Origin of the sequence: Pseudarthrobacter sp. DSP2-3-2b1 (assembly GCF_049895945.1) — a bacterium.
Taxonomy (GTDB): Bacteria; Actinomycetota; Actinomycetes; order Actinomycetales; family Micrococcaceae; genus Arthrobacter.
Map to the genome: position 1 here is coordinate 349,904 of NZ_JAFCTI010000002.1, position 23,693 is coordinate 373,596.

Below are 23,693 nucleotides of genomic sequence, written 5' to 3' on the forward strand. Positions count from 1 at the left end.
GTCACGAATCCGTCAGGATTCCCTGAGCCAGCCCGCAAGCTCGGAGGCCCAGTAGGTCAGGACGGTATCGGCACCTGCCCGCTTGATACCGAGGACGGATTCCATAATGGCCCCACGCCGGTCGATCCAGCCGTTGCCGGCGGCGGCCTCGATCATCGCGTATTCGCCGGAAATCTGGTAGGCAGAGACCGGCACGGGGCTCATCGCGGCGACGTCCGCGAGGATGTCCAGGTAGCTCATGGCCGGCTTCACCATGACCATGTCGGCGCCTTCTTCAAGGTCCAGTTCCACCTCGAGGATGGCTTCGCGGCGGTTGGCGGCATCCATCTGGTACGTGCGGCGGTCGCCTTTGAGCTGGGAGTCCACGGCTTCACGGAAGGGGCCGTAGAAGGCGGAGGCATACTTCGCCGCGTAGGCGAGGATGACGGTGTTCTTGTGGCCGGATTCCTCCAGGGCCTGGCGGATGACGGCGATCTGGCCGTCCATCATGCCGGACGGGCCCAGGACGTGGGCGCCGGCGTCGGCCTGGGCCACGGCCATCTGGCCGTAGATTTCCAGTGTGGCGTCGTTATCCACGTAGCCGTCGGCGTCGAGGACGCCGCAGTGGCCGTGATCGGTGAATTCGTCAAGGCAGACGTCGCCCATGATCACCAGGTCATCGCCCACTTCGGCGCGGACGTCGCGGATGGCCTTGTTGAGCACACCGTCCGGGTCCAGGGACGCGGTGCCGCGGGCATCGCGCACGGCCGGAACACCGAAGAGCATGATCCCGCCGACTCCCAGTTGCACGGCCTCGGCCGCGGCCCGCTTCAGGGACTCGGTGGTGTGCTGCACCACGCCCGGCATGGAGGTGATGGGGACGGGCTCGCTGATGCCTTCGCGGATGAACGCCGGAAGGATCAGGTCTGCCGGGGCCAGACGGTACTCTGCGGTGAGCCGGCGCATGGCCGGGGTGGTGCGCAGCCGGCGCGGACGGTGGTTCGGAAAGCTCATCGGATGGTCCCTTCGTTGGCGAATACGGAGCCCAGGGCGGCCACAATGCCGTCCGGGGTGGGTACTTTGGCGGTGCCGGCCACCGGGATGCCCAGCGCGGCGGCTTCTGCCGCCGTCGGACGCCCGATGGCGATGAAACGGCATCTGCCCAGCGGGAGCAGGGTCGCGGCGATGCGGCGTGCGGCGCTGGGTGATGCGGCCACGACGGCGTCTATCGTCCCGCCGTCGAGCTCGCGCCTGGTCTGTGCCGGGCTCAGCTCCCGTATATCTGAATGAATGGAACTGCCGACGGCGGGCGGCAGCTCCGCTGCCAGGCGGAGTTCCGGCCGGGCCGGGAAATCCACTGTGTGGTATGCGACGACGGCGGTGACGGCGGCGCCCTTGGCGGCCAGGCCCTCACGCAGGGCCATGGCTGCGATGTCCGCCTGTGGCAGAAGCACGCTTTCCGGAGCGGCGGTCCAGAGATCCACGAGTCCCTCGGCTGACTGGATGTCCACCGGGGCCAGGGCCACGGGGATCCCCACAGCTTCCAGCGTTTGCCGGGAGGAAGGCCCGATGGTGGCCACGCGTGTCCCGGCCGGCACCAGGGCAGCCGGCGTCGTTCCGCGCTCCGTGGCCTTCTCAACCAGCACCCGTACCGTGGTGATGCTGCTGACCACCAGCCAGTCGAAGGCCCCGGCCACCAGGGCATCCAGGGCGGCATCCAGTGCCTGCTGGTCTGTGGCCCGTTCGAAATCAATGAGCGGCAGGACCAGCGGTTCGGCCCCCAGGCTGCTGAGCAGCGAGGCAAGCGGCCGGGCGCGGTCAGCGCTCCGGGTAATCAGGACGCGCCTGCCGTTCAGCACCCCAGCGGGCGTGTCATGAAGCTGCAAGGTCCGCGATCTCCGCGGCGCCGTCAGCGAGCAGGAGCTCGGCAACCTCGATTCCCAGCAGCGTTGCGCCGATCTCGGTGAGACCGTCGGTGGCCTTCTTCTGGCGCACGGTTTTGGTTCCGTCCACGGCGCACACCACCGCCTCGAGGTACAGCATGCTGCCCTTGCGGTACGCGAAGGCGCCTACCGGTGCTGCGCAGCCGGCTTCCAGTCGCGCCAGTACGGCGCGTTCGGCCGTGACGGCCAGGCGGGTGTCGTCGTCGTTGAGCGCAGCGAGGGCCTGGGCAAGTACGCCCTGTGAGCCTGCCGCGGAATTGGCCCCGCCGGGAGCATCGGCCGTGCGGCACTCAATCGCCAGCGAACCCTGGCCGGGGGCCGGGAGCATGACATCGGTCTCGAGGAACTCGCTTACCGTGTCCAGCCGGCCGATCCTTTCCAGCCCTGCTGCCGCGAGCACCACGGCGTCCAGGTCGCCGGGGGCGTCCGGCGCGTTCCCGGGCAGCCCGGGCACCCGGCCCAGGCGCGTGTCAACGTTTCCGCGGATGTCCAGGACGTTCAGGTCCGGACGGGTGGCGCGGAGCTGGGCGGCGCGGCGGGGCGAGCCGGTCCCTACTGTGGCGCCGTGCGGCAGATCGGCCAGTTTGAGGCCGTCCCGCGCGCACAGGACGTCACGGACATCCACCCGCTTGGGGGTGGCGGCGATGGTTAGGCCCAGTGCCGCGCCGGTGGGGAGATCCTTGAGCGAATGCACGGCGACATCGCAGGTTTCCTGCAGGAGGGCATCGCGCAGCGCTGCGACGAACACTCCGGTGCCGCCCATCTGCGAGAGTGAACCGGTCTTGACGTCACCTTCAGTGGTGATGCGGACCAGTTCAACGGGGAAGCCCCCGACGGCGGAAAGCTGGTCCGCGGTCTGCTGGGTCTGGGTCAGGGCGAGTTTGCTGGCCCTGGTTCCGATCCGGACGGTCACGGTGTGCCGCCCTCCGGCGCCGCGGCGGCTGCCGGGTAGGCGTCATGTCCGGTGCCAACGGTGGTGTCGGCCCCTGCGATGGTCGGCTTCTCGCCGCGGAAGTTTGCGCAGCAGCCCGGCCGGCAGACGTCGTACCAAGGGCCGAGCTTGGTCAGCGCAGGCCGGTCACTGATGTTGTTCGCAACGGTCCGTTCCGAGATGAGGTCCACCAGACCGGTCACGAACTTGCGGTGCGTGCCAGGCGTGGGAACCCGGGTGGCGGCCAGGCCAAGGTTGCGGCAGGTCTCCAGCGCTTCGGTATCCAGGTCCCAGACAACTTCCATATGGTCGCTGACGAATCCCAGCGGCACGATCACAATGCCCTTGATGCCCCGGCCGGCAAGGTCCTCGATGGCGTCGTTGATGTCCGGTTCGAGCCACGGAACATGCGGGGCGCCGGAGCGGGACTGGTACACCAGGGACCAGGGTGCTGTCAGGCCGGATTCAGCCTGGACCCTTTCGATAACCTTGGCGCCGGTGGCCAGGTGCTGGGCAACGTATGCGGACCCTTCCTCGAATTCCCGCGGCTCAGCCTCGGACCGGCCGGCCGCTTCGGCGTCGCGGGTTGGAATGGAGTGCGTGGCAAAAAGGATGTGCACCGGGGCGTCAGGGGTGCCGGCGGCGGCGAGCTGCTTCTGCACATCGGCTAGGCCTGCGGCCGTACCTTCGATGAACGGCTCCACAAAGCCAGGGTGGTCGAAGTACTGGCGGACCTTGTCCACCTCAAGCCGGCCGTCAAGGCCGCTCTCGGTCAGCGCAACGCCGATGTCCTCACGGTACTGGCGGCAGCTGGAGTAACAGGAGTAGGCGCTGGTGGTGACCATCAGCAGCCGGCGGTGGCCGGCGTCGTACGCGTCCTGCAGGGTCTGCGGGATGTAGGGATCCCAGTTCCGGTTGCCCCAGAGCACGGGAAGTTCGATCCCGCGGGCGGCGAGCTCCGCTTCGAGGGCGGCCTTGAGCTGGCGGTTCTGCTCGTTGATGGGGCTGATGCCGCCGTTGGCGCGGTAATGGTGCGATACCTCTTCGAGCCGCTCATCGGGGATGCCGCGGCCACGGGTGACGTTGCGCAGGAACGGGAGGACGTCCTCCTGGCCTTCCGGGCCGCCGAAGGAGGCGAGCAGGACGGCGTCGTAATCCTTGGGCGGCATCCGGCCGGCCTCGGTGACCGGATTAACCTCCGTGACTGCGGAGCCGGCCTGGGGATCCAGCGGGCTCACGCGAGGACCTCTGCGACCTCTGCGGCGCCGATGCGGCGGCCGGTGTAGAACGGGACTTCCTCCCGGACGTGGTTGCGGGCCTCGGTGGCGCGAAGGTGCCGCATGAGGTCCACCAGGTCCACCAGCTCAGGAGCCTCGAGCCCGAGGATCCACTCCCAGTCCCCCAGGGCGAAGGAGGACACGGTGTTGGAGATGACCTGCGGGAATTCCCGGCCCAGCAGGCCGTGATCGCGCAGCATCTTGCCGCGCTCTTCCTCGGGCAGGATGTACCACTCGTAGGAGCGGACAAACGGGTACACGCACAGCCATTCAGCCGGCGCCACACCGCGCGAATAAGCGGGGGTGTGGTTCTTGGCGAACTCAGCTTCGCGGTGGACGCCCATGGCGGACCAGACGATCTCGGTGCCGGCAAAAAGCGAACTGCGGCGGATGTCGCGGATGGCCTGCTGCAGCGCCTCGGGCTTCGCACCGTGAAGCCACACCATCACGTCGGCGTCTGCGCGCATGGCTGATACGTCATAGCTTCCGCGGTGCGTCACGCCTGCCTCGGCCAGCCGGGACAACAGCGCTTCGAAGTCGGTAGCAGCATCGGCGCTGCGCACCAGCTTTTCAGACCGCTTGAACACGGTCCACAGCGTGAAGAACTGCTCGGCTGATTCTTCGGTTTTGGTGACAGATTCGGCAGAAGTGTGGCTCATGGTTACAAGTTTGCCCCTTCCGAACCTGCAAGTCGAAACCGACGACTTCTACAGTGCGTAGAAGTGGTGAACTTCACAGATCCCGGCCCACGTGGTTCCAATGGGCCGTTTCCGGTCCGTCTTAGATCCGGCGGATCCGGGCGAAAACCAGTCCGGCGGCCCCAGCGGAACCCAGCAGCCCCACACCGAGCCAGACCTTCGCCGCTTCGGGCTCCGGTTCAGCGTTTGTGGCGGACGCAGTGGCCTGCCTGGACGGCGAACTTCCGGCGGTACCTTTACCGGCAGTCGGTGTGGGACCGGCGCTGGTGGCACTGGACGGGGACGGGCTTCCCGTGGGCGTGAGTGCTTGGGTGGAATCCGGCTGACCCCGGTACATCGGACCCGGCGCCGGCTCGGCAGCGGTGCCTTCCGCAACCGAAGAATTTCCGGCAGCTCCTGACGCTGCTCCGGTGTCCCCTGAGGTACCCGACGGCGGGACAGGGGATCCCGGCGTCGAAGGACTTTGGGCGGGCGTGCCGGAAGCCGCCTCACCCGGCGCGGCCGGAGCCGGGGAGGCCGGCGTCGGCGCGGCGGAAGGGGATGCCGGGGCAGGGGATGCAGGGGCAGGGGATGCAGGCGCCGGCGAAGAAGGCGGTGTCGTGGGGACCGGTGACGGTGTGGTGGCCGCCGGTGTTCGCGCGGCGCTCGAAGTGGCTGCGGGTGACGACGACGGAACAGGCGACGGAGTGTCGGTGGCGCCGGCAGACCCGTCGGAAATGCCCAACAGGTCCTTCAGTGGACCTCTTTCGGCAGGTTCCTTGCCTGAGCCGGCTGCATGCCCGGGCCGGGCGGGCGGCTCTTTGCCGTTGGCCGCGTATGACGCCGGCACTCCTGCGGAAAAGACCAGTATCGCTCCGATGGCGGCGGCTGCAGCTCCGCGCCGGAGTCCCCCATGGACACTGGTCCGGGAACGGGAAAGTTCGGACCTGTAAATAACCATAGGTACCGACCCTAGCCACATCGCGAAGGGAGCGAAAACCGAAAAATACCCCTCCAAAAACGCCCTGCACCGCCGATCCCCGGCTGAGCAGGGACGATGGTCAGCTGAGCAGTTTTCGAACCTGCTGACGTGTGTCAGACACCACGGCGGCGAGTCCGTTGCCGGCCACCCACCCGCCTACAATGGCCAGCGCTGGCTGTGCGGCGCAGAGTTCCCTGACCTCGGCCACCCGCGCCTTGTGCCCAACGGCCGCAAAAGGCAGGGCCCCTTCCCACCTGACAACATCCCAATCAACAACGTCTTTGCTCTGGACCGGGACCTCCAGCAGTGCAGACGCGTCGCGCAGGGCTGCAGCCAGGAGTTCCGCGTCGCTTGTGGGCGCCGCGCCTGTGGAACCCGTGGTTGCGGTTCCGTCCAGGCGCCCATAGGACAGCCGCAGCACATGGGTTCCCGGTCCTGCCGCGGCAGCCAGCCAGTCCCATTTTGCCGTTGCATGCGTGAGGGCTTTCGCTTCAATACCCGGAGCCTGGGGTGCCACCAGGATCCCGGTGCCCCGCGGCCGCCCGTCCAGCTCGGGCACGTCCACCACGAGCGTGACCAGCCGGACGTCGGGCCCGCTTTCCGGACTTCTGCCGGCCAGTGCGGGCACTGCTGCCTGCAGCAGCCCGACGGCAGCCGGGCCCGGGAGCGCCACCACCAGCGCGCCGCCGTCGTACGTTGCGTCCGCGGTGGTGACACGCCAGCCGTCCGCCGTCCGGGCAACAATTTCCGCGGCTGAACCGCCTTGCAGCGTCACGCCGCGCTCCCGCAAATCGGCGAGCAGGGCGGCGATGAGGGTGTGCATGCCGCCCACAAGGCTCGCGACGGCGGAGCCCGCCTTGGCGAGGGCAGGCTGGCCGGCATTGTGGGAAGCGGGAGTTCCCGACGGCGGCGCCTGAGTTTGCGGGGCAGCGGGACTGCGCCGCTGGGCAGCAACAGCCGCGGCGAGGGAGCCGTGCCGGGTGATCCCGGCGCGCAACCCGGGGGCCACCATGTCGACGTCGAGGAGGGCGGGGTCCGCTGAATGCACTCCCCCGACCACCGGGGCCACGAGGCGGTCCAGGACGCGGCGGCCCATCCGGGCGCGCACCAAGGCCGAGACGCTGGTGACATCCCCGGATACGCCCACCGAGGCCGGCAGGAACCTGTCCAGCGACGCCCGGAGCGAGCCGGTAAAGCCCAACGTCCGGCGGACTTCCGGGTCCCAGGGGTTGGCGGGAATGCCCAATACTCCCGTCCTGGGCAGTTCGCGCGCACCCTCGGGAAGCTGCACCCAGGCGCCGCCTGGCTTGGGCTCAACGATCCTGTCAGCGAGCCCCAGTTCGCCGGCCAGGTCGGCCACGGCGGTGGACCGGGTGGCGAAGGATTCGGCTCCGCTGTCCAGGGTCAGGCCGGCAACAACGTGGCTGCCGACGCAGCCGCCCCACGTGTCCGTCGCTTCCAGGACGGTCACGGAAAGGCCCGCGGCGGCCAACTCCCGCGCGGCCAGCAGGCCGGAGATGCCGCCGCCCAGGACGAGGGCTGTCCGGGCGGGCTTCGTGGTGCTGCCCACGGACCTACTCCGGGGAGATGGAGTGGATGAGTTCGACCACCCGGGTCAGGACGGCGGGGTCGGTTTCGGGCGGCACACCGTGGCCGAGGTTCAGCACATGGCCGGGTGCCTCGGCTCCGGCTGCAATCACTTCGCGTACGTGGGCTTCAAGGACCTCCCACGGCGCGGAGAGCAGTGCGGGATCGATGTTTCCCTGCAGCGGGACGCTGCCGCCCAGGCGCCTGTTGGCCTCGTCCAGCGGGAGGCGGTAATCCACGCCCACAACGTCCACGCCGACGTCGCGCATGGCAACCAGCAGTTCCGAGGTTCCGGTGCCGAAGTGGATCAGCGGCGCGCCAAGGTGACGGACGTGGTCCAGCGCGCGGGCCGAAGCGGGCGCCACGTACTTCTCGTAATCGGCCAAGCCCAAGGACCCGGCCCACGAATCAAACAACTGCCCCGCGGAGGCCCCTGCTTCAAGCTGCGCACGCAGGAACATGCCCGAGGCGTCGGCTGCCCAGTTGGCCAGGGCGGTCCAGGTTTGGGGGTCCGCATGCATCATGGTGCGCGGGCCCAGGTGGTCGCGGGACGGCTTGCCTTCCACCATGTACGCCGCGAGCGTGAAGGGTGCGCCGGCGAAACCGATCAAGGGGGTCTTGCCGAGCTGCGCCACCGTCAGGCGGACCGCTTCCCGGATGGGCTCCAGCGCTTCCCAGGTCAGCTGCGGCAGGGCGGCGACATCCGCTGCGGTGCGGACCGGCTTCTCCAGCACGGGTCCCACGCCGGGAACAATGTCCACGCCGACGCCCGCGAGCTTCAGCGGGATCACAATGTCCGAGAAGAAGATGGCCGCGTCAACGTCGTGGCGCCGGACCGGCTGCAGGGTGATCTCGGATGCCAGCTCCGGCCGCAGGCACGAGTCCAGCATTGCCACGCCCTCGCGCACCTTCAGGTACTCAGGGAGGGAGCGTCCGGCCTGCCGCATGAACCACACCGGGCGCCGGGACGGCTTCCCGCCACGGTACGCGGTGATCAGCGGGGAATCCGCGGTGCGCCCGTCCATCAGCGGATGGCCGGCGGCAAGGGCGCCACCCTCAGGCAGGGCATTGGTCGCGGCATTGGACACGGCGGAGCTGGAAGTCATGCTTTCGATTGTGCCCAAAATCGGGCGTAAAAGATAACGACAACCTGTCACCTGCCGCATCGCCGCCGGCCCCGTGGTCCGAATCACAGGCCCTTGTTGCCAGGCCCACCTCCCCTGGTTGTTCTACCGGGCCACGAAAAAGCTATGATTGACCTGCTGTGGTTCTTTTCTCATTGGTGGCTACACACGCCGACATCGATCTTGAGACCGTTGCTCAGTTGAGCAACGGTGCTTCAGAGATCGCCACATCCGCTCTCTCCGGATCGCCGGCAGTGACGGGTGCGGTAGTCCTTGCCACCTGCAACCGCTATGAAATCTACGGCGAAGCGCCGCATCCGGACGATGTCGAGGCAGCCCGCGCGGCCCTCGTCTCCCAGATCAGCGGCCTCAGCGGCCTGAATGAGCAGTTGGTCTCGCGTTCCTTCAGCACCCGGACCGGTTCCGAAGTCACCCAGCACCTGTTCGCTGTGAGTGCCGGACTGGATTCCGCCGTCGTGGGTGAGCGTGAAATCGCTGGGCAGGTCCGGCGGGCCCTCATCACCGCCCAGCATGAAGGCACCGCCAGCTCGGGCCTGGTCCGCCTCTTCCAGGCCGCATCCAAAACGGCCAAGGACGTCGGCGCGCAGACAGCCCTCGGTTCCCGCGGCCTGTCCATCGTTTCCGTCGCCCTGGATCTGGCCACCGATTTGTCCGAATTCCCTGACTGGTCCACCAAAAAAGTCGTGGTGTTCGGCACCGGCGCCTATGCCGGCGCCACCATGGCGCTGCTGCGTGAGCGTGGCTGCACCGATATCTCCGTATTCTCCTCCTCCGGGCGCGCCGAAGGCTTCGTCGCAACACGCGGTGGGACTGCCCTGGATTCGGACTCGCTCCGGCCTGCCGTCGCGGCCGCGGACGTCATGATCGGCTGCAGCGGTTCGGACACCCGCGTTGAGGCAGCAGAGCTGGCCGAGATCCGCGCCCTGTCCCCGCAGCCACTCATCGCCATCGACCTCGCCCTCACCCACGATTTTGACCCCGAAGTGGGAGAGCTCGACGGCGTTGAGCTGCTCACGCTGGAATCCGTGCGTCTGGCGGCACCCCAGGAACAGGCCGAATCGCTGGCCCAGGCCAGCGGCATTGTTTCCGGTGCAGCCCAGGCCTTCGAGCAGGAGCGCGAGGTCCGCTCGGTGGATTCGGCCATCGTGGCTCTCCGCCGGCACACCATGAATGTCCTGGACGCCGAGATGGAGAAGGTCCGTGCGCGCCACGGCTGCACAGCGGCCGCCGAGGAAGTGGAATTCGCCCTCCGCCGGATGGTCAGGCAGCTGCTGCACGTACCCACGGTGCGGGCGCGCGAGCTTGCCGCCAACGGCCAGCAGGACGACTACGTTTCAGCCCTCGAAACCCTCTACGGAATCACCGTGGAGCAGCCGGCTGCCCCCGCCCCGGCGGAATGCCCTGTGGACCACCGGGGCCTCGAAACCGCCTGACCGCCCCGGCAACGCGCGTTCCTGAATTGCGCTGCTAGTAGACGGGCTTTTGCGGCTCAACGTCGCGCACCCAGGCCAGGATGCCGCCGTCGAGATGGCTGACCCGCTGGTAACCGGCCTTCCGTGCCGCCGCCAGCACGGCCGCCGAGCGGGTCCCTGCCTTGCAGTGGAACACAATGTCCTTGTCCTGCGGCAGTTCGGTCCAGGCTTCTCCGGCCAGAATGCGGCCCTGCGGGATCAGCACGGCACCGTCGATGCTGACAATGTCGTGTTCACCCGTTTCGCGGACGTCCACCAGTTCGAAGTCCTTCAGGCCCGCCTTGCGCGATGCCAGCATGGTGGCCAGCTGGGTGGCCGTGACGGTGTGCTCGGTATCGGTGTCAGCGGCCGGTGCGATGCCGCAGAACGCGTCATAGTCCGTCAGTTCGGTGATGGGTTCCGCAGCAGGGTCCTTGGACACACGGATCTCACGCCAGCTGCCGCCGAGGGCGTCGAACAGAGCCACACGTCCCAAAAGGGAACGCCCGACGCCGGTGATCAGCTTGACTGCCTCCGTCACCATGAGGGACCCCACGGCCGCGCAGAGCATGCCGAACACGCCGCCTTCACCGCAGGAGGGCACGGAGCCGGCCGGCGGCGCCTCGGGATACAGGTCGCGGTAGGTGGGCCCGTGCTTTTCCCAGAACACACTGACCTGGCCATCGAAGCGGAAGATGGAACCCCACACGTAGGGTTTGCCCAGGATCGCAGCGGCATCGTTGACCAGGTACCGGGTGGCGAAGTTGTCAGCGCCGTCCAGGATGAGATCATAGTCCGCGAACAGCTCCAGGGCGTTGGTGGCGTCAAGCCTCAGGTCGTGGAGCCGGACCTCCACCAGCGGGTTCAATGCAGCGATGGCCTCCCGGGCTGATTCGACTTTGGGCCGGCCTACATCGGCAACACCGTGGATCACCTGGCGCTGCAGGTTGCTGAGGTCCACGGAATCGTCGTCGACTATTCCCAGCGTCCCTACTCCGGCGGCGGCAAGGTACAGCAGCGCCGGCGAGCCGAGTCCCCCGGCACCGATGACCAGGACCTTGGCGTTCTTCAGCCGCCGCTGCCCCACCGCACCGATTTCGGGAATAATAAGGTGCCGCGAATAGCGTTCCACCTCGGCCGGAGTCAGTTCACCGGCGGGCTCCACCAGCGGTTCGAGAGAAACAGGGGAGACATTTGCGGTCAATGTTGAAGCCATACTTCAATGTATGCCCCGAGATACCGCCCGGTCATATTACCGCACAGTAAAGTGGAGATAACTGCAAGGGAAAGTAGGACAACTGTGGTCCATGAAGCACGGGCTGACCGGGCGTCCGGCGGCGAACCTGCCGTACCTCCGCGAACAGGACAACGATCGGCCCGGCTTCCCCGGGATGAGCGGCGGGCGCAGCTGCTCGCCGCGGCCCAGGAGGTCTTTGTGGCCAATGGCTACCACGGCGCCGCGATGGACGAGATCGCCGAGACCGCCCATGTCAGCAAACCTGTGCTCTACCAGCATTTCCCGTCCAAACGGGAGCTGTACATTGCCCTGCTGGACAGCCATCTCGCTTCCCTGACGGACCTGATGCTTGGCGCCCTGAGCTCCACCGTGGACAATAAAGAGCGCGTCCAGGCTGTGATGCGGGCGTACTACCGTTTTATTGCCAGTGACGACCAGGCGCACCGGCTCGTCTTTGAATCGGACCTCATCAACGATCCCGATGTCAGCTCCAGGCTGGAAACGTTCAATAAGACTTTCGCGGATGCCGTGGCACGAGTGATCGCCGAAGACACCAAGCTGCCGCACCTCGAAGCACAGCTGCTGGGCCGCGGACTGGCAGGAATGGCCCAGGTCAGCGCACGCTACTGGCTGGAAACGGACGGGAATCTGGACCTCGATGTGGCCAGCGACCTCATTTACCGTTTAGCTTGGCGCGGAATCTCGCGCTTTCCCAAAGAGTCCTAGACTACAAATAAGAGACACCTAATAAATTTTGATTGGCTGGGAGGCCCCGCATTGGAAATTAAGATCGGCGTACAGAATATTGGCCGCGAAATCGTCCTGGAATCCAACCAGGACGCCGACGCCGTTGCCAAAGTTGTGGAAGCAGCCATTACCAAGGGCAGCGAGCTTCGCCTGACGGATGAGAAGGGACGGGTCATCATCGTTCCCGGCAATGCCCTGGGCTACGTGGAAATCGGTGCCGAAGAAGCCCGCCGCGTCGGTTTCGGCCAGTTCTAACCGCAGGCATCCATTGCTTTCGCTCACCATTGTTGTCCTCGCGACAGCGGCTGCCGGTTTTATCGTCTGGGCAAATGACAAACGCCATACCCGGTACGGCATGGGGCTGCCCGCAGGGGTTGCCGTTGCCGTGGGCGCGCTCAGCTGGATCATTTTCATGGCAGCAGGCTTGGGCTACAAACCGGGGCTGACCTGGATCCCGTGGGTCCTGCCGATGGTTCTCGGCACGGCGGCGGCCATCGGAACCGTCATCTACCTCGGACGGGCCCGCACCCGGCAGGACACCAAGAGGCTGACACAGGCCCTCAGGCTGTAGCGGGACCTTTCGAGGGACGCCGCGTGCCGTTCAGGACGGGCGCCCGGGCTGGGCGCCTGCCTCGGTGCACACACAGAGCCGGTTTCCCTGCGCATCCGTGACCACCACCCAGTCGGGTGCGTGGTCACGGTTCATTAAGGCCCCGGTGGCAGCCGTCTTCTCCAGCACCGGCCCGGATTCGGCCTGGCTCCAGTGCACATCCAGATGGAACCTGCTGCTGTTGGGGGTCCGGGTTTCCTGGAACCAGATGTTGGGCCCACGGCCATAAGGGTCCACCAGATCCCCGCCCGCGGTCTTCCTATATCCCAACGCGACACGCCACACTTCGGCGATCTCCGCGGGGTCAGCTGTATCGATGCCCACTTCCACCGTCCGGAACAGCCCGGGCTGGGCCTCAGCGCCCACTGCGGCAGCCGCGGCACTGGCTGCCTCGGCAGCAGCTACGTCGCGCTCCGTGACCTCACCTCCGGCGTCGTGGGAGGTATAGCGGATGAACACGCGGTTGTAGCGCCAGTCCAGGTCAGGGTGATGGTTCTGTTCTTCCGCGGAACGTCCGACGGCGGCAATCAGCTCGAGTGCCACGGCCGACGTCGGCGCCTTGTAGACGGTGACCAGGCCACCCAACCGATACCGCCAGTCCGGGAGTGTTGCCAGGGCTGCGTCGATTTGCTCACGGGTGAGTACGTCTTCCTTGCCGGCCACAGCGGTCTCCTTTGCTCACACTCCAGAGCCCGGCCCGGCGGACGGCAGCAGGCACCTGCCTAGAGGAACTCTGCCCGGCCTTCCATGGCCGATGACGCCAGGGCGTGCTCACGGCGCGGTATCCTGCCGGCCGCTTTCGCCAGCCTACCGGCGATAACGGCGTGCTTGAAGGCTTCGCCCATCAGGGCCGGGTTCTGGGCGCGCGTCACTGCCGTGGCCAGCAGAACCGCATCACAGCCCAGTTCCATGGCGAGCGCCGCGTCCGACGCCGTCCCGATACCGGCGTCCAGCACCACCGGCACCGACGCCCGCGACACGATCAGTTCGATGTTGTGCGGGTTCAGGATGCCCAGGCCGGTGCCGATGGGCGCGCCGAGCGGCATCACGGCGGTGGCCCCCAGGTTCTCCAGCCGAAGCGCGAGGACCGGGTCATCGTTGGTGTAGGCGAAAACCTTGAAACCCCGGTTCACCAGCTGTTCCGTAGCGTCCACCAGCTCCACGGCGTCCGGCAACAGGGTCTGTTCGTCGGCGATGACTTCCAGCTTGATCCAGTCGGTCTCAAGCGCTTCGCGGGCCAGTTCAGCCGTCATGACCGCATCGCGCGCAGTGAAACAGCCTGCCGTGTTGGGCAGGACCCGGATCCCATGGTCCACCAGGAGCTGGAACAGGGATCCCGATTCGGATGGCGAGTAGCGCCGCATGGCCACCGTGGTCAGTTCGGTACCGGACGCGAGCAGGGCCGCGCCCAGACCGTCCAGGCTGGGGGCGCCGCCGGTGCCCATGATCAGGCGGGAACCGAGCCCCACCCCGTCGATGATCAGGGGGTCGTTGGACACTGGGTGGTCTTTTCCGCTTGTCGGGATGATGCCGGTTTCTGTCATGGTGTCAGCCTCCCTGGACTGCCGTGACGAGTTCGACGTCGTCACCCTCGGCGAGCGCTGTCACGAACCACTGGCTGCGGGGCACAACTTCGGCATTACGGGCCACTGCCACGCCGAGTTTCCCGCCGTCGGCCGCCTGGCCGCTGGCTGCGAGGGTACGGCCGGTGACCTGGCTGACCAGGGCAGTAATGGAAGCGTCGCTGGCCACGGTATGGCGCAAGCCGTTGAGGATGATGTTCATACTGATTCCTTTTGCGGGTGGGTGCGGGAAAATCTTGTGGGGTTCATGGCTTCCCAACGCCGGTCCTCCTGGCCATCCATCAGGTCCGCGCAAATTGCTGCGGCCGCCGGTGCCAGGAGCACACCGTGGCGGAAGAACCCGGTGGCGATGATCAGCCCGTGGATGCCGGGGACCCTGCCAAGGAGCGGTGCGTTGTCCGGGGTGGCGGGGCGCGCCCTTGCGGTACTTTCGAGGAGTTCCAGCTCCGAGACTGCGGGCACCAGGACCTGGGCGTCCCGCAGCAGTTGGTAGACGCCGCCGGCGGAGACTGCCGCATGGCTTTTGGCACCAGCTCCGGCAGCGCCCTCCCCCGCTGACAGCCCGTCCTCACGCTGGGTGGCGCCGATCACCACCGTGCCGTCCTGCCGCGGAACCAGATAAACGGGCACACCGTGGACCAGCCCACGGACAGTGGATGTGACCAGCGGGCGGAGGTGCCGGGGCACGGCCAGGCGCAGGATGTCCCCGTAGACAGGCCGGAGGGGAAGGTGCAGTCCTTCCGGCAGGCCCTCAAGGGAGGCTGCGTGCAACCCGTTGGCCACGATGGTCTCCCGGGCAAGGATGGTCCCACCGCGTGCCAGTTTCACGCCGGCGACGTGCCCGTCCGCCCAGAGAAGCGAAGCTGCCCGGTCCTCCACGGCGAATCCGCCGGTGGCCCCGTCAACCATGGATCCCGCACCGGGTTCGTGGGCAGACAAGAGCTCCCGCAAGGACGCCACCAGTTTCCGCGGATCAACCTGATGGTCCGCAGCAATCTCCAGGGCGCAGGAGATGGCCGGACTGAGAAGGCTTTCCCTGGCCCTGGCCTCGCGGACGGTGAGCGGTTCCACCTGGAGGCCATTGGCCTGCTGGACCGAACGCAGGTCCATCAGCGCCCGGCGGTCCCCAGCATCCGCGCCGACGGCGAGGGTCGGCGTCGTCAGGTAGCCGGGATCCGGGGCTCCCGCCCGGGCAAGGTCCGCAGCAAAAGCAGGCCACCGGCCGGAGGCCTCGAGCATCAGCTCCAGGAGGTCCTCTTCCTGGTAATGGAGTTCGCTGACCGGTGCGAGCATCCCGGCAGCCGCCCAGCTGGCGCCCTGGCCGGGGGCGTCGTCGATCAGGGCCACAGAACGGCCCGAACGCCTCGCTTCCCAGGCGATGCAATGGCCCACCACTCCGCCGCCGATCACCGCCACATCCGCGTGGATGTCCGCATGGATTGTCTGCTCAGCGTGAAGCATCAAGGGGTTCCTTCCCTACGCCGGTACTAGCCGGATCAGGTCAAGCGGTCGGCTCTGATGCCCTCTCAGCCCGGCAGCTTTATGACGGCTGCTACGGGCTCCCGCAGTACCCGCCCAGTTTAGGGGAATTAGGCTGGCTTCCATGAACGTGACTTCCGCACCCTCTTCCAGCACATCCGCCACCGGCTCCGCACCGGATCCCGCCAGCGGACTCCCCGTCAGTGCCAGGCTCTACCTCTGCACCGATTCGCGCCGGGACCGCGGGGACTTTGGCGAGTTCGTGGAGGCGGCGTTTGCCGGCGGTGTAGACATCATTCAGCTCCGCGACAAGACGATCGAGGCGGCCGAGGAACTGGAGCTGCTGGCGGTACTCCGGGCCGCCGCCGAGCGCCACGGGCGGCTGTGGGCAGTCAATGACCGAGCGGACATTGCCCTGCTGTCCGGCGCGCCGGTCTTCCATATCGGGCAGCAGGATCTCCCGGTGGCATCCGCCCGCTCGCTGCTTGGCACAAACGCCCTGATCGGGCTTTCCACGCACACCACGGAACAGGTGGAGGGCGCCCTGCGGCTCTCGTCCGCCCTGTCCACGCCCGACGGCGGACTGGACTACTTCTGTGTCGGTCCGGTGTGGGCCACACCCACCAAGCCCGGGCGTGCAGCCGTTGGCCTAGACCTGGTGCAGTACGCCGCGCAGGCTGTCCGCGATGCCGGCGCTACGCAGGCCACCGTCCCCTGGTTCGCGATCGGTGGAATCGACCTGGACAACGTCGAACAGGTGGTGGCCGCCGGGGCACGCAGGATTGTGGTGGTGCGTGCCATCACTGAGGCCTCCGATCCTGCGGCCGCGGCCGCAGCGCTCCTGGCCGCCCTTGACGCGGGGGCCGCCTGATACCGAGCCGCGTGAAAACCAGCCACGCGGCGGGCCCAGGCGTGCACGATCAGCGGAAATCGGGCTAGTCTGACTTTTGTGCCACATCATCGTTTAGCTCCCTACGTCCGCGAACACACCAACGCCCTGGAAGCGGCGCTGAGTGCACTCCGGACTGAGCTGGAGCTGCCCGGGCCCTACCCGGAAGAGGCGGTCCGCGACGCCGAGGCCGCCGTCGCCTCGCACGAACTGCCCGAAGCGGACCTGACGCACGTGGAGTTCCTGACCGTGGATCCGGCGTCGTCCACTGACCTTGACCAGGCCCTGTTCATTGAGCGCGGCGGCGCCGGGTACCGCGTCCTTTATGCAATCGCCGACGTCCCCTCGTTCGTCCGCCCCGGCGGCGGGCTGGACGCCGAGACCCGCCGGCGGGGCCAGACGTTCTACGCGCCCGACGGCCGCATCCCGCTGCACCCGGAGGTCATCAGCGAAGGGGCGGGAAGCCTCCTGGCCGGCCAGCTCTGCTCCGCGTTCGTCTGGGAGTTTGACCTGGACGATGCCGCCCAGGTCTCTTCCGTGGCGGTCCGCCGGGCCAGGATGTCCAGCCGGGCCAAGCTGTCCTATAAGGGTGTCCAGGCCGAACTGGACGCCGGGTCAGAGAACCCGGTGCTGCAGCTCCTGAAGGAAGTGGGGCTCAAGCGCGTCGAGCTGGAGCGCCAGCGCGGCGGGGCGAGCCTGAACATGCCGGAACAGGAAATCGTCCAGCTGCCCGACGGCGGCTACCGGATTGCCGCGGCGCCCCAACTGCCGGTGGAGGACTGGAATGCGCAGATTTCCCTGATGACCGGGATGGCGGCCGCCAAGCTGATGCTTGACGGGAAGGTGGGCATCCTGCGCACCATGCCGGCCCCGGACGAGAGGTCGCTGCGCCATTTCCGGATCCAGACCGAAGCCCTGGGCAAGCCCTGGGACGGAAAAATCAGCTACGGCGAATACCTCCGCAGCCTCAATCCGACCGACCCCCGGCAGCTGGCCATCCTGCACTCCGCCGGAATGCTGTTCCGTGGCGCCAGCTACACCGCCTTTGACGGGACTGTCCCCGACGACGCAATCCAGTCCGCCATCGGCGCCGCCTATGCCCACACCACGGCACCGCTGCGCAGGCTGATCGACCGCTTTGTCCTCGTGATCTGCGAGGCCCTGAGCAACGGCCGGCCAGTACCGGACTGGGCGCGGGAGGCACTTCCGTCCCTGCCGGAAATCATGGCAGGGTCCGATCAACTGGCGGCCCGGATGGAACGGATGGCGCTGGACACCGTGGAGGCCGCGCTGCTGGTCAACCACATCGGCCAGGATTTCGATGCGATTGTGATTTCAGGTTCCAAACCGCAGAAGGACAACGGCAACGGCAAAAACGGGAATGGCAAAAACGGCAACGGAAAGAACGGGAACGGCCCGTCAGGAGTCATCCAGATCGCCGAACCCGCCGTCACGGCCCGGTGTGCGGGCGATCTGGAGTCCGGCACCAAGGTCAGGGTCCGCCTGATCTCTTCGGACATCGCCACCCGTGAGGTCCATTTCGAACTGCTGCCCTAGCCCTTTACACCCGGTTTGACGTGGCCAAAGCCGGTAATTGGGGTCCTTGCGGCTAGACTGAAGAAGTAGATATGGATGCCCGGTCGTTGATTTCCTTGATTTTGAATTCAACAAGCCCGCCCCTACGCGATCTTGAGATGTACCCGTTGGTCACCAGTGCCAGCATTTAGATAGCCCGCGATCGGCTTCCACTGGATTTGCTTGCGCGCTTCGAGCGTGCTCCGGAACGGCCTCCCGGCCGGCCCGTTGAGCAGGCAGCGCCAATGCCCAAATGAATAAGGAAACTCCCCTGTGAGTGAATTGCATACCCACCAACTGCTGACTGACGACGCCGGCATCGAGACGATCGAACCCGAAGAGACCATCATCTCGGACGAGAAGCCGCACGAGATCGAGGAGAAATCCTTCGCGGACTACAACGTCCGCGCCGATATTGTGGAGTCCCTGGCTGACGCCGGAATCACGCACCCCTTCCCCATCCAGGCCATGACCCTGCCGGTGGCGCTCTCGGGCCATGACATCATCGGCCAGGCCAAGACCGGCACCGGCAAGACCCTCGGCTTCGGCATCCCCGCCCTGCAGCGCGTGGTGGGACCGGACGACGCCGGCTTCGACAAGCTCGCCGTCCCTGGCGCGCCCCAGGCCCTGATCATCGTCCCCACCCGCGAGCTGGCAGTCCAGGTAGCCAACGATCTCCAGACTGCCTCCCGCAAGCGCAACGCGCGCATCACCACCATCTACGGCGGCCGCGCGTACGAGCCGCAGGTGGAAGCCCTGCAGCAGGGCGTCGAGATCGTCGTGGGCACCCCCGGCCGCCTCATCGACCTCTATAAGCAAAAGCACCTCGTGCTGAAGAACGTCAAGATGGTCATCCTGGACGAAGCCGACGAAATGCTGGACCTTGGCTTCCTGCCCGACGTCGAGACGCTCATCGCCGGCACCCCTGCGGTCCGCCAGACCCTGCTGTTCTCGGCCACCATGCCGGGCCCGGTAGTCGCCATGGCCCGCCGCTACATGACGAAGCCCACCCACATCCGCGCTGCCGATCCCGACGACGAAGGCCTCACCAAGCGCGATATCCGCCAGCTCATCTACCGTGCCCACAGCATGGACAAGATCGAGGTTGTTGCCCGTATCCTGCAGGCCCGCGGCCGCGGCCGCACCATCATCTTCACCAAGACCAAGCGCACCGCAGCCAAGGTGGCAGAGGAACTCGTGGACCGCGGCTTCGCGGCCGCAGCCATCCACGGCGACCTCGGCCAGGGCGCCCGCGAGCAGGCCCTCCGCGCGTTCCGCAACAACAAGGTCGATGTCCTCGTAGCCACCGACGTCGCCGCCCGTGGCATCGACGTGGACGACGTCACGCACGTGATCAATTACCAGTGCGTCGAAGACGAAAAGATCTACCTGCACCGTGTTGGCCGTACCGGCCGTGCGGGCAACAAGGGCACCGCAGTCACGTTCGTTGACTGGGACGACATGCCCCGCTGGGGCCTGATCAACAAGGCCCTGGGCCTGAGCGTCCCCGAGCCGGTGGAGACGTACTCCTCTTCGCCGCACCTCTTCGAAGAGCTGGACATTCCGGAGGGAACCAAGGGACGTCTCCCCCGCAACAAGCGCACGCTGGCCGGCGTCAATGCCGAGGTCCTGGAGGACCTGGGCGAGACCGGAAAGAAGAACACCCGCAGCAGCAGCGGCGGACGCGACAGCAGCCGGGACAGCAGCACCCGTTCCGGCGGCTCACGTGACGGGGCCCGCGATGGTGCCCGTGAAGGCGCCCGTGTTAGTGCCCGTGACACCAGCCGCGACCGCGTCCGGAGCTCCCGCGGCACCGGCGATTCAGCCGGCCGATCCGGTGAGCGCCGCCGTCGTCCGTCTGAATCAACACCGGCAGGGACCGGTCCTGCTGTTGAAGCTGCAGCAACGGCACCGTCGGACGGCGAGCAGCCCTCGCGTACCCGCCGGAGCCGGACACGCACCCGCCGCCGCAACGGCGAAGTGGTGGCGGGTGCCGACACCGGCTCGCAGCCCGGAAGCACCGAGGCCTAAATATCTCAATGACTGACACCGTCTGGGCGCCGGACGGCAGCAACCTGGTGGTTCACGCGGATAACGCGGAGTTCCTCCCCTCGCTGCCGGACGGCGCCTTCACACTCATTTACGTGGATCCGCCCTTCAACACAGGCAGGGTCCAGAAGCGCCAGGAAACCCGAATGGTGCTCAACACCGACGGTGACGGCGACCGCGTGGGCTTCAAAGGGCGCTCCTACGACACCATCAAGGGCGCACTGCACCGGTACGACGACGCGTTCAGTGACTACTGGTCCTTCCTGGAACCCAGGCTGGTGGAGGCCTGGCGCCTGTTGGCCGATGACGGCACGCTCTACCTGCACCTGGATTACCGGGAAGTCCACTACGCCAAAGTCATGCTTGATGCGATCTTTGGCCGCGAGTGCTTCCTGAACGAGATCATTTGGGCCTACGACTACGGTGCGCGCGCGAAATTCCGCTGGCCCACCAAACACGACAACATCCTCGTCTACGTCAAGAACCCGGCGAAATACCATTTCGACAACGCCGAGGTGGACCGCGAACCGTACATGGCACCCGGCCTGGTCACGCCCGCCAAACGCGAACTCGGAAAGCTGCCCACCGATGTCTGGTGGCACACCATCGTCTCCCCCACCGGCAAGGAAAAAACCGGCTACCCCACCCAGAAGCCCGAGGGCCTGATCCGCCGTGTGGTGGCTGCCTCAAGCCGCCCGGGTGATTGGTGCCTGGACTTCTTCGCGGGTTCGGGGACCCTCGGGGCAGTGGCGGCAAAGCTGGACCGGAAGTTTGTCTGCGTGGACCAGAACCAGCCGGCCATCGATGTCATGGCCAAACGGCTGGGCGCGCGGGCGGAGTTCGTTTCGTTTCAGGCTGACCAGCTTCCCGCCAAGCTAGCGGGAAGCTGACCGGCGCACCACAGGTGTGCCGGTACCGAGCTCCTCGATCCGCGCCAGGACCTCGGGCGTTGTCAGGTTTTCCCCCAGCAGGTTGGGCTTGCCCGTGCCGTGGTAGTCCGAGGAACCGGTGACCAGCAGGCCGTGGCGTTCCGCCAGCTTGTGGAGAAACGCCCGGCCTTCCGCCGGATTGTCGCGGTGCTCGATCTCCAGGCCCGCCAGGCCGGCGTCGATCATTTCCCGGTAGGTATGCTCCCCCACCACCCGGCCGCGCCCTGACGCCACCGGGTGCGCAAATACCGGGACACCGCCGGCGGACCGGACCAGTTCGACCGCTGTGGCGGGATCGGGGGCGTAGTGCTGGACAAAGTACCGCGAACGCGAGGTCAGGATCGATGAGAACGCTTCGGCCCGGTCTGAGACAACCCCGGCGGCAACCAGGGCGTCGGCGATGTGCGGCCGCCCCAGCGTGGCGCCGGGCGCCACATGGTGGATGACGTCATCCCACGTCAGCGGGTAGTCCTCCGCCAGGAGAGTCACCATCCGCTCAGCGCGGATAAGGCGCGCGTCCTTGGCCTTGGTGATTTCCTCGAGCAGCCCCGGGTGGGCCGGATCGTGGAGGTAGCTCAGGAGGTGGACGCTGATGCCCAGCTCTGTCCGGCAGGAAACCTCCATGCCGGGCACAAGTGCCACCCCGTTTTCCAGCGCCGCGGCGGATGCCTCCGCCCAGCCATCGGTGGAATCGTGGTCCGTCAGCGCGACGACATCCAGGCCGGCCCGGGCAGCAGAAGCCATCACATCGGCCGGGGCTTCCGTGCCATCGGAAACGTTTGAGTGGGCATGCAGGTCAATCCTCACCAGCCCAGCCTAGTAGCCTGAGCGCGGGTGCGGTGGCCGGGTCAGGCCGCTGGTGAGACGATGGTGCGGTGAACTCTGCCGAAAATACCCCTGATTCTGCATCCCAGCCCCTCGACGAGCGCGTCAACAACCGCTCGCAGCGGCCCAGTTCGGAGGCCTTCAAGGCCTTTATGGCCAGCAACTGGGCGCCCGCCAGCCAGGAACTGCCCGGGCTCGACGCCGTCGCCCCGCACGCCGCGAACCGGCGCAAGGCCATCTCGGGCCTCTTCAAAGGTGAACGCCTGGTCCTTCCCGCCGGCCCGCTCAAGGTCCGCTCCAATGACTGCGATTACCGCTTCCGCCCGCACTCAGGCTTCGCGCACCTCACGGGGCTAGGCCTGGATCACGAGCCCGACGCCGTGCTCATCCTGGAACCGGTTGCTGAGGGAACGGGCGACGGCGGCGGTCACCACCGGGCCACGCTGTACTTCCGCCCCCTAGCCGGCAGGGATACAGAGCAGTTCTACGCGGACTCCCGTTCCGGCGAGTTCTGGATCGGCGCGCGGCCAACGCTCGCAGAGTTCGAAGCCCGCCTTGGCCTGGCCACCGCCCACATCGATGAACTCGAAGGGGCTATCACCAAGAACGTTGGCGCTCCCGAAATCGGCGGCATCTCCATCCGCCTCGTCCGCAAGGTTGACGAGAACATCGATGCCCTGGTGGACACCGCGCGCTACAACACCGCCAAGGATCCTGAGAACCTGGACCTCGCCGTCCTCGATGCACTGGACGAAAAACTCTCCGAAGCACTCTCCGAGCTCCGCCTCCTGAAGGACGAGTGGGAGATTGAGCAGATGGAGACCGCAGTGGCCGCCACGGTGGAGGGGTTTGTCGAAGTGGTCAAGGCCCTTCCGCGCGCGCTGACCCATGCCCGCGGTGAGCGGGTTGTTGAAGGTGCCTTCTTTGCGCGTGCCCGCGAAGTAGGCAACGAACTTGGTTATGACACCATCGCCGCCGCCGGCAACAATGCCACCGTGCTGCACTGGACCCGGAACACCGGCCGGATCAATGCCGGTGAACTGCTGTTGCTTGACGCAGGGGTGGAAGCCGACTCCCTGTACACCGCAGACGTTACCCGGACCCTGCCCGCCAACGGCCGGTTCACGGACGTCCAGCGAAAGGTCTACGAGGCCGTCCTGGACGCCGCGGACGCCGGCTTCGCGGCAGCCCGGCCCGGCGCAAAATTCCGGGACATCCATACGGCGGCAACCACGGTACTGGCCGAACGCCTCGCCGGGTGGGGCCTGCTGCCCGTGAGCGTTGAGGAAGCAGTGAGCCCCGAGGGGCAGCAGCACCGGCGCTGGATGCCGCATGGCACCAGCCACCACCTCGGCCTTGACGTGCATGACTGCGCTCAGGCGAAGCGGGAGCTGTACCTCGACGGCGTCCTCACCGAAGGCATGGTCTTCACCATCGAGCCAGGCCTGTACTTCAAGAACGAAGACCTGGGTATCCCGGAGGAGTACCGCGGGATCGGGGTCAGGATCGAGGACGACATCCTTATGACGGCAGGCGGCCCCGTCAACCTCAGTGCCGCACTGCCCCGCAAGGCCGACGACGTCGAGGCCTGGATGGAGGGAATCTACCGCGAGGTGAACCTGGAGCTTGGCAACTAAACCAGAAGGTGGCAACACGTTCTTCGAACCGCTACGCCGCGGGATAACGCTATCCAGACGGCCCGGGATGACACTTCGATAACAATTCCTTGGCAATCGCTTGCCAAGAACTTTTCCGATGCATACGCTGAGGCCGGAGAAAGAAATCGTAGACTGTGTCC

General features: G+C 66.8%; 23 protein-coding genes and 1 riboswitch. Of the genes, 10 read left to right on the forward strand and 13 right to left on the reverse strand.

Translation table 11 applies throughout. From position 1 onward, the window contains the following. Positions 1-12: 12 nt before the first annotated feature. From hemB to hemQ, 5 genes are read right to left on the reverse strand one after another with little or no spacing between them, the layout of a single operon-like run. Positions 13-993, reverse strand: a complete 981-nt coding sequence (hemB, locus tag ACP7AX_RS04150) for a porphobilinogen synthase (RefSeq protein ID WP_131682735.1) — start codon at positions 991-993, stop codon at positions 13-15. Then, positions 990-1,865, reverse strand: a complete 876-nt coding sequence (locus tag ACP7AX_RS04155) for a uroporphyrinogen-III synthase (RefSeq protein ID WP_426225496.1) — start codon at positions 1,863-1,865, stop codon at positions 990-992. The genes hemB and ACP7AX_RS04155 overlap by 4 nt, the downstream gene beginning before the upstream one ends. Further along, on the reverse strand, positions 1,852-2,835 hold the full coding sequence (gene hemC / locus ACP7AX_RS04160; RefSeq protein WP_426225497.1) for a hydroxymethylbilane synthase: 984 nt from the start codon (positions 2,833-2,835) through the stop codon (positions 1,852-1,854). Before hemC ends, ACP7AX_RS04155 begins: the two co-directional genes overlap by 14 nt. Then, the gene (locus ACP7AX_RS04165) at positions 2,832-4,091 is read right to left on the reverse strand and encodes a ferrochelatase (protein WP_426225498.1); all 1,260 of its coding nucleotides are present in this window, start codon (positions 4,089-4,091) and stop codon (positions 2,832-2,834) included. The genes hemC and ACP7AX_RS04165 overlap by 4 nt, the downstream gene beginning before the upstream one ends. Further along, positions 4,088-4,789 (reverse strand): hydrogen peroxide-dependent heme synthase, encoded by a 702-nt coding sequence (hemQ, locus tag ACP7AX_RS04170; protein ID WP_426225499.1) that lies wholly within the window; start codon positions 4,787-4,789, stop codon positions 4,088-4,090. Before hemQ ends, ACP7AX_RS04165 begins: the two co-directional genes overlap by 4 nt. 449 nt (positions 4,790-5,238) lie before the next feature. On the opposite strand from hemQ, the gene ACP7AX_RS04175 reads away from it, so the two are divergent. Then, positions 5,239-5,760 carry a hypothetical protein gene (locus tag ACP7AX_RS04175; protein WP_426225500.1) on the forward strand — a complete coding sequence of 174 codons (522 nt, stop codon included), beginning with the start codon at positions 5,239-5,241 and terminating at the stop codon, positions 5,758-5,760. A 108-nt stretch (positions 5,761-5,868) separates the two neighbouring features. Here the strand turns inward: ACP7AX_RS04175 and hemG are convergent, their stop codons facing one another. Beyond that, positions 5,869-7,359: a protoporphyrinogen oxidase gene (gene hemG, locus ACP7AX_RS04180; RefSeq protein WP_426225501.1), complete on the reverse strand. Its 1,491-nt coding sequence runs from the start codon at positions 7,357-7,359 to the stop codon at positions 5,869-5,871. A 4-nt stretch (positions 7,360-7,363) separates the two neighbouring features. Continuing rightward, the gene (gene hemE / locus ACP7AX_RS04185) at positions 7,364-8,482 is read right to left on the reverse strand and encodes a uroporphyrinogen decarboxylase (protein ID WP_426225502.1); all 1,119 of its coding nucleotides are present in this window, start codon (positions 8,480-8,482) and stop codon (positions 7,364-7,366) included. A 158-nt stretch (positions 8,483-8,640) separates the two neighbouring features. Between hemE and ACP7AX_RS04190 the strand changes: the two genes are divergently transcribed. After that, positions 8,641-9,954, forward strand: a complete 1,314-nt coding sequence (locus ACP7AX_RS04190; RefSeq protein WP_426225503.1) for a glutamyl-tRNA reductase — start codon at positions 8,641-8,643, stop codon at positions 9,952-9,954. 34 nt (positions 9,955-9,988) lie between these two features. Here the strand turns inward: ACP7AX_RS04190 and moeB are convergent, their stop codons facing one another. Next, positions 9,989-11,188, reverse strand: a complete 1,200-nt coding sequence (moeB, locus tag ACP7AX_RS04195) for a molybdopterin-synthase adenylyltransferase MoeB (RefSeq protein WP_426225504.1) — start codon at positions 11,186-11,188, stop codon at positions 9,989-9,991. 84 nt (positions 11,189-11,272) lie between these two features. Here moeB and ACP7AX_RS04200 point away from each other — a divergent pair, with 84 nt between their 5' ends. The 3 genes from ACP7AX_RS04200 to ACP7AX_RS04210 are packed head-to-tail and all read left to right on the forward strand — an operon-like array spanning position 11,273 to position 12,527. Further along, entirely contained in the window at positions 11,273-11,935 is a 663-nt protein-coding gene (locus tag ACP7AX_RS04200; protein WP_131682745.1) for a TetR family transcriptional regulator, read from the forward strand. Between the two features lie 51 nt (positions 11,936-11,986). Next, positions 11,987-12,211 carry a DUF3107 family protein gene (locus tag ACP7AX_RS04205; protein WP_131682746.1) on the forward strand — a complete coding sequence of 75 codons (225 nt, stop codon included), beginning with the start codon at positions 11,987-11,989 and terminating at the stop codon, positions 12,209-12,211. 13 nt (positions 12,212-12,224) lie between these two features. Next, positions 12,225-12,527, forward strand: a complete 303-nt coding sequence (locus ACP7AX_RS04210; protein ID WP_131682747.1) for a hypothetical protein — start codon at positions 12,225-12,227, stop codon at positions 12,525-12,527. Positions 12,528-12,557: 30 nt separating this feature from the next. Here ACP7AX_RS04210 and ACP7AX_RS04215 read toward each other — a convergent pair whose 3' ends face one another. The 4 genes from ACP7AX_RS04215 to thiO all read right to left on the reverse strand — a co-directional run bounded on the left by ACP7AX_RS04215 (position 12,558) and on the right by thiO (position 15,610). Then, positions 12,558-13,229 (reverse strand): 4a-hydroxytetrahydrobiopterin dehydratase, encoded by a 672-nt coding sequence (locus ACP7AX_RS04215; RefSeq protein WP_426225505.1) that lies wholly within the window; start codon positions 13,227-13,229, stop codon positions 12,558-12,560. Between the two features lie 59 nt (positions 13,230-13,288). Further along, on the reverse strand, positions 13,289-14,110 hold the full coding sequence (locus tag ACP7AX_RS04220) for a thiazole synthase (RefSeq protein WP_426225506.1): 822 nt from the start codon (positions 14,108-14,110) through the stop codon (positions 13,289-13,291). A gap of 4 nt (positions 14,111-14,114) precedes the next feature. After that, positions 14,115-14,351: a sulfur carrier protein ThiS gene (gene thiS / locus ACP7AX_RS04225; protein ID WP_426225507.1), complete on the reverse strand. Its 237-nt coding sequence runs from the start codon at positions 14,349-14,351 to the stop codon at positions 14,115-14,117. Continuing rightward, positions 14,348-15,610 carry a glycine oxidase ThiO gene (gene thiO / locus ACP7AX_RS04230; RefSeq protein ID WP_426225508.1) on the reverse strand — a complete coding sequence of 421 codons (1,263 nt, stop codon included), beginning with the start codon at positions 15,608-15,610 and terminating at the stop codon, positions 14,348-14,350. The genes thiS and thiO overlap by 4 nt, the downstream gene beginning before the upstream one ends. Further along, positions 15,605-15,725: riboswitch (TPP riboswitch) on the reverse strand. Its footprint overlaps the gene before it by 6 nt. A gap of 27 nt (positions 15,726-15,752) precedes the next feature. Here thiO and thiE point away from each other — a divergent pair. The 4 genes from thiE to ACP7AX_RS04250 all read left to right on the forward strand — a co-directional run bounded on the left by thiE (position 15,753) and on the right by ACP7AX_RS04250 (position 21,031). Then, positions 15,753-16,499: a thiamine phosphate synthase gene (gene thiE / locus ACP7AX_RS04235; protein ID WP_426225509.1), complete on the forward strand. Its 747-nt coding sequence runs from the start codon at positions 15,753-15,755 to the stop codon at positions 16,497-16,499. 78 nt (positions 16,500-16,577) lie between these two features. Beyond that, the gene (locus tag ACP7AX_RS04240; RefSeq protein WP_131682753.1) at positions 16,578-18,074 is read left to right on the forward strand and encodes an RNB domain-containing ribonuclease; all 1,497 of its coding nucleotides are present in this window, start codon (positions 16,578-16,580) and stop codon (positions 18,072-18,074) included. A 291-nt stretch (positions 18,075-18,365) separates the two neighbouring features. Next, entirely contained in the window at positions 18,366-20,123 is a 1,758-nt protein-coding gene (locus ACP7AX_RS04245) for a DEAD/DEAH box helicase (RefSeq protein ID WP_426225510.1), read from the forward strand. Between the two features lie 8 nt (positions 20,124-20,131). After that, positions 20,132-21,031 carry a DNA-methyltransferase gene (locus ACP7AX_RS04250; protein ID WP_426225511.1) on the forward strand — a complete coding sequence of 300 codons (900 nt, stop codon included), beginning with the start codon at positions 20,132-20,134 and terminating at the stop codon, positions 21,029-21,031. Here ACP7AX_RS04250 and ACP7AX_RS04255 read toward each other — a convergent pair. After that, on the reverse strand, positions 21,017-21,877 hold the full coding sequence (locus tag ACP7AX_RS04255) for a PHP domain-containing protein (RefSeq protein ID WP_426225512.1): 861 nt from the start codon (positions 21,875-21,877) through the stop codon (positions 21,017-21,019). The genes ACP7AX_RS04250 and ACP7AX_RS04255 overlap by 15 nt on opposite strands. Positions 21,878-21,945: 68 nt before the next feature. On the opposite strand from ACP7AX_RS04255, the gene ACP7AX_RS04260 reads away from it, so the two are divergent. After that, a complete protein-coding gene (locus ACP7AX_RS04260) occupies positions 21,946-23,532 on the forward strand; it encodes an aminopeptidase P family protein (protein WP_426225513.1) in 1,587 nt (528 codons plus the stop codon). The last annotated feature ends 161 nt before the right edge of the window (positions 23,533-23,693 follow it).

Coding starts and splice junctions, on each gene's coding strand:
- hemQ (WP_426225499.1), bottom strand. CDS start 4,789: ATGAGCCACACTTCTGCCGAATCTGTCACCAAAACCGAAGAATCAGCC.
- thiO (WP_426225508.1), bottom strand. CDS start 15,610: ATGCTTCACGCTGAGCAGACAATCCATGCGGACATCCACGCGGATGTG.
- moeB (WP_426225504.1), bottom strand. CDS start 11,188: ATGGCTTCAACATTGACCGCAAATGTCTCCCCTGTTTCTCTCGAACCG.
- hemB (WP_131682735.1), bottom strand. CDS start 993: ATGAGCTTTCCGAACCACCGTCCGCGCCGGCTGCGCACCACCCCGGCC.
- ACP7AX_RS04250 (WP_426225511.1), top strand. CDS start 20,132: ATGACTGACACCGTCTGGGCGCCGGACGGCAGCAACCTGGTGGTTCAC.
- thiE (WP_426225509.1), top strand. CDS start 15,753: ATGAACGTGACTTCCGCACCCTCTTCCAGCACATCCGCCACCGGCTCC.
- thiS (WP_426225507.1), bottom strand. CDS start 14,351: ATGAACATCATCCTCAACGGCTTGCGCCATACCGTGGCCAGCGACGCT.
- ACP7AX_RS04220 (WP_426225506.1), bottom strand. CDS start 14,110: ATGACAGAAACCGGCATCATCCCGACAAGCGGAAAAGACCACCCAGTG.
- hemE (WP_426225502.1), bottom strand. CDS start 8,482: ATGACTTCCAGCTCCGCCGTGTCCAATGCCGCGACCAATGCCCTGCCT.